At 33.0% G+C, this 7883-nt stretch carries 7 protein-coding genes and 1 pseudogene; 2 read left to right on the plus strand and 6 right to left on the minus strand.

Annotated elements, in window-relative coordinates:
• Window positions 1–323: 323 nt before the first annotated feature.
• The 6 genes from IV81_RS08950 to IV81_RS08975 form a co-directional block, all read right to left on the minus strand.
• Window positions 324–578 carry a hexameric tyrosine-coordinated heme protein gene (locus IV81_RS08950; RefSeq protein WP_057804355.1) on the minus strand — a complete coding sequence of 85 codons (255 nt, stop codon included), beginning with the start codon at window positions 576–578 and terminating at the stop codon, window positions 324–326.
• Between the two features lie 35 nt (window positions 579–613).
• On the minus strand, window positions 614–982 hold the full coding sequence (locus IV81_RS08955) for a DUF488 domain-containing protein (protein ID WP_057804357.1): 369 nt from the start codon (window positions 980–982) through the stop codon (window positions 614–616).
• Between the two features lie 30 nt (window positions 983–1012).
• Window positions 1013–2224: an NAD(P)/FAD-dependent oxidoreductase gene (locus IV81_RS08960; protein ID WP_057804360.1), complete on the minus strand. Its 1212-nt coding sequence runs from the start codon at window positions 2222–2224 to the stop codon at window positions 1013–1015.
• A 328-nt stretch (window positions 2225–2552) separates the two neighbouring features.
• Entirely contained in the window at window positions 2553–3437 is an 885-nt protein-coding gene (locus IV81_RS08965; RefSeq protein ID WP_057804361.1) for a polysaccharide deacetylase family protein, read from the minus strand.
• The gene (locus IV81_RS08970; RefSeq protein ID WP_057804363.1) at window positions 3430–3708 is read right to left on the minus strand and encodes a hypothetical protein; all 279 of its coding nucleotides are present in this window, start codon (window positions 3706–3708) and stop codon (window positions 3430–3432) included. Before IV81_RS08970 ends, IV81_RS08965 begins: the two co-directional genes overlap by 8 nt.
• A gap of 17 nt (window positions 3709–3725) precedes the next feature.
• Window positions 3726–4922, minus strand: a complete 1197-nt coding sequence (locus IV81_RS08975) for a glycosyltransferase family 2 protein (protein ID WP_057804365.1) — start codon at window positions 4920–4922, stop codon at window positions 3726–3728.
• Window positions 4923–5300: 378 nt separating this feature from the next.
• Between IV81_RS08975 and IV81_RS08985 the strand changes: the two are divergent.
• Both IV81_RS08985 and IV81_RS08990 read left to right on the plus strand, forming a co-directional pair.
• Window positions 5301–6339, plus strand: a pseudogene (locus IV81_RS08985) (IS3 family transposase).
• A 480-nt stretch (window positions 6340–6819) separates the two neighbouring features.
• Window positions 6820–7743 carry a DUF4767 domain-containing protein gene (locus tag IV81_RS08990; RefSeq protein WP_057804368.1) on the plus strand — a complete coding sequence of 308 codons (924 nt, stop codon included), beginning with the start codon at window positions 6820–6822 and terminating at the stop codon, window positions 7741–7743.
• Window positions 7744–7883 lie beyond the last annotated feature (140 nt).

A 7883-nucleotide genomic window follows, 5' to 3' on the forward strand; every position in this document is an offset into this window, starting at 1 on the left:
TCACGCGAATTTAGAGCCCTCAAACACTATTGGAAACTATTACTAGTACCTGCTGAACAATTAGATTTTAAGAGTTATCATAAGTGGACTAATTCCCCTTATTGGATGAGCGCAACGGAAGTTGTCGATCAGCTTTTATCACTTGATTCTGAACTTAAACAAACGTATCAGTTATTGAATCAAATCCGAACCGCGATTCAACANAGAAATACAATTAAGACACTTCAGGCTCATTTCCTTATATATCTGTGTCAAATTATAACTTCAGTTCCTTATAACCTAGTGAGGTATCTTTCTAATTTACTCTAAAAATAGATTATCGCTCATCGCCAATAATTATTCGCAGCGGCAATTGTTTGAAATTCTAATGCAACAACTTTAGCAGCTTCTGTTAATAAATGAGGACTTGTCGCGTATTCTTTACGTCCTTCTTTAAGCACATCCAGATCAGGCTGAATTTGATGTATTGTATGACGAGCAATCATCATTGCTAACTGGCGCCCTTCTTCGGGAGTTTCAGTTAATAAGGAATTATTAGGAATCCCTACTCGTTCTGAATTAGGTAAGATATTAGCCATTATTTATACGCTCCTTTAAATTGATTTTAATGTTATTAAAAATTTGAATCTAACCAACTTTTCAAGACAATTGCTTGATTGTATTTTTCATTTTTTGCACCATAAATTAAAACAATATCTTCATTTTGAATAATATTTTTTAAAAAGGATAAGACTGAATCGCTCAACGGATTATTTTCAATTTCATTAAGGTATTCCGTTTTAAATTTTGGATAATGTTTATCTTGATGATCAAACCATGAACGTAACTCATTGCTTGGTGCTAATTCTTTCAGCCACCATTCATATGGTAATTCTGACTTAGACACACCTCTCGGCCAAAGTCGATCAACCAATATTTTATAACCTTTATAATGGCTCACCTCTTGATGGTCGTATGCACGTAGTAACTTTACTTGTGGCATTTAGCTCATCCTTTCTCTAAAAACTATAATTTAAATCTCTGCCAGATTGCGACCCGCATCTTCAAATAATGCTTGATCAATTGCCTTACCTTTCGTCATTAATTCGGTAACATCTTCACGTTGATCATTACCATTAGCAAACAAAATTGCTAGCGGCACATTATCCTTATCAACGTAAGCAATCGTATATCTGCGTGTTGTTAAATCACCTCTAACGAAGGTATGGTCCCAATTAACAGCATGACCCAAATATTCAAAAGTTTGATCATATTGATCAGTCCAAAAGTAAGGTATGGTTTCGTAGGGAACACTATGTGTCGCTAGTAAGTTAGTTGCTAGATTCTTACCCTGATTCTGAGCGTTTTCCCAATGCTCAACATGGACCATTTCATCGCGAAAAGGCCAAATCGTACAGTCACCTACGGCATAAATATCTTTAACATCAGTCTCGTTAAATTTATTAACTGTAATATTTTTAGAAAATTCAAAAGGACTGCTGGTAATTGACTCATTAGGTACTGCGCCGACGCCAATAATGATCATCTCACAAGCGATTGTCTCGCCTGAATCAGTAACAACACTTTTAACTTCATTTTGATCATTAACTTGAATATTTTTCACGCTAGTTCCTAGTCTGAATTCGACATTATGATCTTGGTGCATGTCAACAAAATATTGAGAAACGTCAGCGCCCACCACCCTTCCTAGTGGGTGATTTGAATATTCAACAACAGTTACATTCAATCCACGTTTTCTTAATGAACTCGTTAATTCTAAGCCAATAAAGCCAGCTCCAATTAAGACAACATTCTTAACTCTTTTGCTCCACTCTTTAATTGCTAAAGCATCATGATAGTTTCTTAGATAAAAAACGCCTTCAGCTTCATCATGATTAATTTTTAAGTGTCGTGGTTCTGAGCCGATAGCAATTACTAACTTACCATACTCAATTTCTTTACGGCTCGCTGTCACTACTTTCTTTTGATCCTTGAGTATCGAAGTTACCTCAGTGTTCAGCATTATCTTGATTTTGTTGTTCATAAAGAATAATTCAGGTTTAAAGACAGGAGCGTTTAAATCATCACTTAACATCCAATCTTTCGATAGCTTATAACGATTGTACGGGAGTGAGTCTTCTTTCTCGATCAAACCGATACTCCCAGAAAAGCCTTCAGATCTCAACTCTTTTACCAAATAGAATCCTGCGGTTGAACCACCCACAACAACAATGTCGAAATACATAAACATTCTCCTTTCTACCAACACATAAACTGAATCATCGTACCTTTAGTCTAATATACTAGCAATAAAGCATCAAAGTATTAGCTTAGACAACAGAAATTACATCTGAACGCTTTCAGTTTCGTTGACAATGCCATAATGACACTTCTGTTTTAGACGTAATTATTTAATTTTTTTGTGTTTAAAGTAATAACTTTTCGTTCTCGTTATAAACGCCTACCAAGGTTAATTATCATTCGAAAATACATTTAACCTCATCAACAACCTTTCATTTCCGCCCCGATATGCAGTTAAATTTCGTTAACTACATATAGTCCTTTTGATTAGCTTATGCTGTAATCCAACTTTTTAAACTTTTCCAGTTATTTTCATTAACTAATATTCGTGAAATTTCATAGCCTTGTTGATCAGAATTCCCTATTATTTCTTGAGATAAATTGAAATACCCCTTCACTGGAGTATGATTCTCTAAATAACTTGCATTTTGCTTGTTTATATTCCCATACGGAGCAGCAAAATACTGTGGCTCTACCTTCAAATGTTCTGTAATTTGGTTATACGACTTTATATAATCTTTCCTAAAATTTTTATTATAACTTTGAATTTTACCAGCAGCTATATTATTCTCCAAAAAATGCATATCATGTGTATGCAATGACAATGTTACCAAACCACTTTTCTGCATCTCTCTTAAATGACTCCAACTAGCCATTTTGGAATCGGTTACATATTTTCCCGGTCTACTTGTAATAATGAAACTTGCAAAGGGTATTTTATTTTGCCTTAAAATGGGATACGCATTTTTATACGCGCTTTCTGCCATATCGTCAAAAGTTATAGAAACATATTTCCCTTTAATTTTCTTAGGATTTCTGGCTAATTTTTCAGCAGTTTTTAAGTCAATAAATTTAACACGTGCCTTTTTTAAATCTCGTATCTGTTTTTCAAAGTTTGATGTAGTAACGTTATAATCATGCAATTGATTATTATTTGTTAATAATTTAACCGTTTTCAAAGCAAACGAATCATCTATAATTCTATGATAACTTAAGATTGCAACCCCGTTGTCCTTTTTTAATTGTGCAGTATTAATTTCAAACTTAGGATCATTGGCCGATTGTCTGTATAAATCATTTTTTCCAACTATTAAGATCATGGCTCCCAAAACTAATGAAAAAGTTATGGCAACTACTATACGTTTTAATTTATGCATTTTTTTTCTCCTTTATAAAGAAAATTCTAACCACAGCAACTCCTAAAATTATAGGAAACGCAATTAATATGTTTAAAAAAATGGTATTTTGCATCGTATATTCAATATTTAATAAGTTATATAATGGTGCTAAATAATCGTTTATAATCCCCCTATCGAATAATAATTTAAGCCAGATAAATAGAAAAATTAGCCCCCATAGAATGGAAAGTATAATAGTTTGATATATTTTTGAATAAATCGACATATGGTAGTCCACTTTAATTTTCATTGAACCCTCTCCTCCTTTCAATCTACTATTCTTTTTGGTGAAGCCCATCTTCCGTTATTTTTTGGTGCGTATACTAGCTTGAATACTGCAGTTACTATTGCATATAGATTTACTAACCAATAGAAAAAAAGATACAACGGCACATATAGAAATACAAACCACCGAATTTTAGAGGTGCTTTTATTTATAAACAAACCAACAATAAATTGTGCTAACCCTGTAAGTATAATTATCAAAATTATATTTCCATCCAAGTGCAGTTCATTTGATAAATAAATATTTATAAAGAAAAACAAACTAGAAATTAGTGTTATAAAAGACCAGAAAATACTTACAATCATTTCATAAAGCAACCAAGTTTCGGCTTTAAAAGGTAATAACAAGCGTTTTCGATTTTTAATTAACATTTGTAGTCCGCCATAAGCCCAACGTAACCGTTGTTTTAATAGTGATCTAAAATTATGAGGCACTAAAATCCAAGTTAACGCCTCAGGGTTATACCCTGTATAAAAAGATTTTTCTGATAATCGCCAAGTTATATCGATATCTTCAGTTTGTACATTTGGATCCCATCCACTAACTGATTCGATCGCTTCCTTACGAAATAATGCAATAACTCCTGAAAGAGTTAAAATTCTCCCTGTAAAAAAGAATTGAGATCGCTTAATTAAATCAATGATAGCGGTATATTCCATGGCTTGCATTTTTTCAATCATTGTATTTCGATTAATTGTTTGTGGCTTACCAGTAACTGCTCCCAATTGTGGATTTTTATTTAATGTGCTTACAAGTTGATCTATTGCATACGTATTAATCAAGGAATCAGCGTCGATGCATAATACATATTTATAATTTATAAATTTAATTCCCTCATTCATAGCCGCGGCTTTTCCAGAATTCTTTTGAAGTTTAACCACTTCTATTTTTATATCCTTATATATTTTTTTCAATTTATTCATAACATCTAGCGTATTATCTACTGAAGCATCATCGATTAGAACTATTTCAATTTTCCTATGCTGCTGTTCCACCAATGAACGAACAGTTTTTTCTAAATGATCCTGTTCATTAAAACATGGTATTAGTATACTTACCCCTTCAATTTGCTCAGTTATCGAAATATCCGTATTTTTTCTAAATTGATACATTAACGATCCTATAATCCAAATCATAGTCATAACCAATGGATATAGAATAATAAAATTTGTAAACATAATTTGTCCTCCTTATTATATATATCAGCAAATATTTTATCTTTTATTGGTTACAATAAATCTATTATGTTCTAATCTATACTGTTAGTATCATTGTTGTTTCTACTATCTTGATATACTTGCTAATTAGTTTGTGATTAAATTAACATTTATTATTATGAAGCTTATCATAGTATATTACTTCTAGTAAAGATATTTGACTCGGTTTTCTTTTTTTATTTTAATTAAATGTATAATAAAAAAATTATAGAAAACAAAGCTTGTTTTTATCGCATAAAAATATAAATCCAATAACAAATGCTCCTATCCTAGTATTTGGTACATCTAATTTTAGACAGATGTGTCATAATTATATTACCTAGGATGGGAGTTTTTTTAATGAAACGATATACCAACGAATTTAAAGAAAGTATTATCAAGATGCATCATGGGGAGAAACGTTCTGTACGTTCGCTTTCAGAAGAATATGGTGTCTCTCCAGCAACCATTCATAACTGGATTAAGGCTGCTAAATCAGTTGAATTAGCTGACGGATCTGAAATGACAGCTAAGGAGTTTAAAAAACTTCAAAGGGAAAATCAGCGTCCCAAAGAGGAATTAGAAATTTTAAAAGCCGTGGCGGTGTTACTGGGAAAGCGTTAGGCCGAATAAGTGCGCTTATCTTTATTAAAGATCAACTAGTTAAACACCGCTTATCCATTATTTTAACTGCTTTAAGATTGCCACGAAGTACTTATTATCACTGGAAAAAGCATCAGCCTAGCCAGCACGAATGTGCTGACAAAAAATTAAAAAGACAAACTAGGTTGGTTTAGCAAAACAACTATCGGGCTTACAGTCATCCACGAATAACATTAGTATTACAAAATTTAGGTGTTAAGATTGGCTCTAAGCGCGTTTTTCGCTTGATGAGAGAAATGGGAATTCATTCATTAATGAATCGTAGATTCAAGAAACCAAGTACTCATGTCGATTACTCACAACGTCCTAACTTTATCAAACGTCATCCCGAGGCAAGTGTATGGCGTACCGATATCACTTATCTAGAATTACGACCAGGAACTTGGGTTTATCTTGGTTCTGTTTATGAGCCGAAGGTTCATCGTGTTCTTGCTTTTAAGATTAGCCGTCAAATGGATGCAACATTAGTCGTTAATACGCTTAACCAAGCACTTGAAGATTTTAAAAAACCTGTCTTCGTTCATTCGGATATGGGATCACAGTACACAAGCATCGAGGTCGAAACATTGCTTGAACGTCATCAAATCACCCACTCATATATTTAAAGCAAGGCTACCCTTACGACAATAGTCAAATTGAATCTTTTCATTCATTATTAAAACGAGAATTTGTATTCCAAACACATTTTTCAAGTTTTGAAGATTTGGTCATCAGAACATCAAATTATATTGATTAGTTCAATACGAAAAGAATTAGAACAGCTGTCTAATAAAAAATGTACCAAATATTGACTTAGGAGCACCCAACTTACTTTTCAAAATTATTTTAATTACTTCGATATTACTGCAATCAATAACCCCCAATTGTTGTTGTGCAGCGGCAATTGAGGGTTTTCTTGTATCAAGAATCAAACATATTTACATTTATATTGCAAATTGAACTTTTTACAGTGTAATGGCTTCTTAAGTGGTATCATTTTGTATGAAGACTCTTTGCAAGAAACTATTAACTACCCCTTTATTACTTAAACTTTTTGAAGAATATAAAATTGAAAAAAAGTCGCTATTCGCAGAAATCGAAGTAATTACAATTACTTTAACTGTGGCTATAACCACTCTGATACCCATGCTGATGCATTGAACGATGTTACTAATCAATCTATCATCCGCTCAAAATTTTTAAAAGAATTAAACAATTACAATAGGAGAACAGTTCAATGAAAAAATTAATTTTCTCGACCGCCCTACTGACCATTATTCCACTAATGCTCGCTGGATGTACAATTGATAATAATTTGGGGCACTCAAAACCAACGGCAACCTCCAAACAAAGCAATGTCAGTTCCAGCAGCGCTTCAAGTACTAGTAGCTCTAATTCTGTAAGAGCTTCTTCAATTTGGAACAAAAGTAAAGACAATCAGCTTGCTAACTTTATGGTAAGCTTCGGTAATGCTATGAAACAGAGTTATACACAATGTACTCCCCAAAGAAACACAACATATGCTGGTATGCACTATCCCGATGACTTTTCTCAAAATAAAACGGCATTCAATGACAAACAACTTTCTGCAGGCTGGACAAGCAATGGTTCAGATAAGTACGATGTAAACGTTGTTGCAATATATGAAGATACTAATGGTGGTTCAACCATTGGTGGCCGTATTTACCTATTTACAATTCAAGATGGTGCCCCAATTGTATATTACACAGAGCAAAATCAGGGAATGCCTGATGGACTAACACACTTTGAAGAAACGAAAAACGTTGATTTATCTGATGCATTTAAAGAAATTGTTGATAACCAACATTCAAATACCTCAAGTAGTAGCAACCAATCCAAAGCTGATAATAAGGCCTCTAATTCTTTAACCTTTAATGAAGGAATGGAGATTTTGCGGCAGAGTATTTACAAAGATTACTTGCAAGAAAGTCCTCAATTAGTCAGCAATGATAAACAAAAATTAGTTATCTCATCGCTTTCTGGTGCTAAAGGAATTAACTATTTCACGCTAACTTTAGAGGATAATAACCAAGTTAAAATTCATGCTGAAATGGGCTCAATTCAAGGTGGACCACGTAACCAATTTAACGCTACTGACAATATTCCCGAATATCAAACGGTAAAACGCTTAAACTCATAAAAGGTTCAGTTTATCGAAGAATGGCTTATATTGAATTACAACTCACCCTGAATGAAAATACAATTGTAGTAGAAAAAAACTAGGTTTCTGATTGATTTCAGAAATCTAGTCTTTTTTAGGCTGTACAATATTTGGTGTGA

Origin of the sequence: Pediococcus stilesii, from assembly GCF_001437075.1 — a bacterium.
Lineage (GTDB): Bacteria > Bacillota > Bacilli > Lactobacillales > Lactobacillaceae > Pediococcus > Pediococcus stilesii.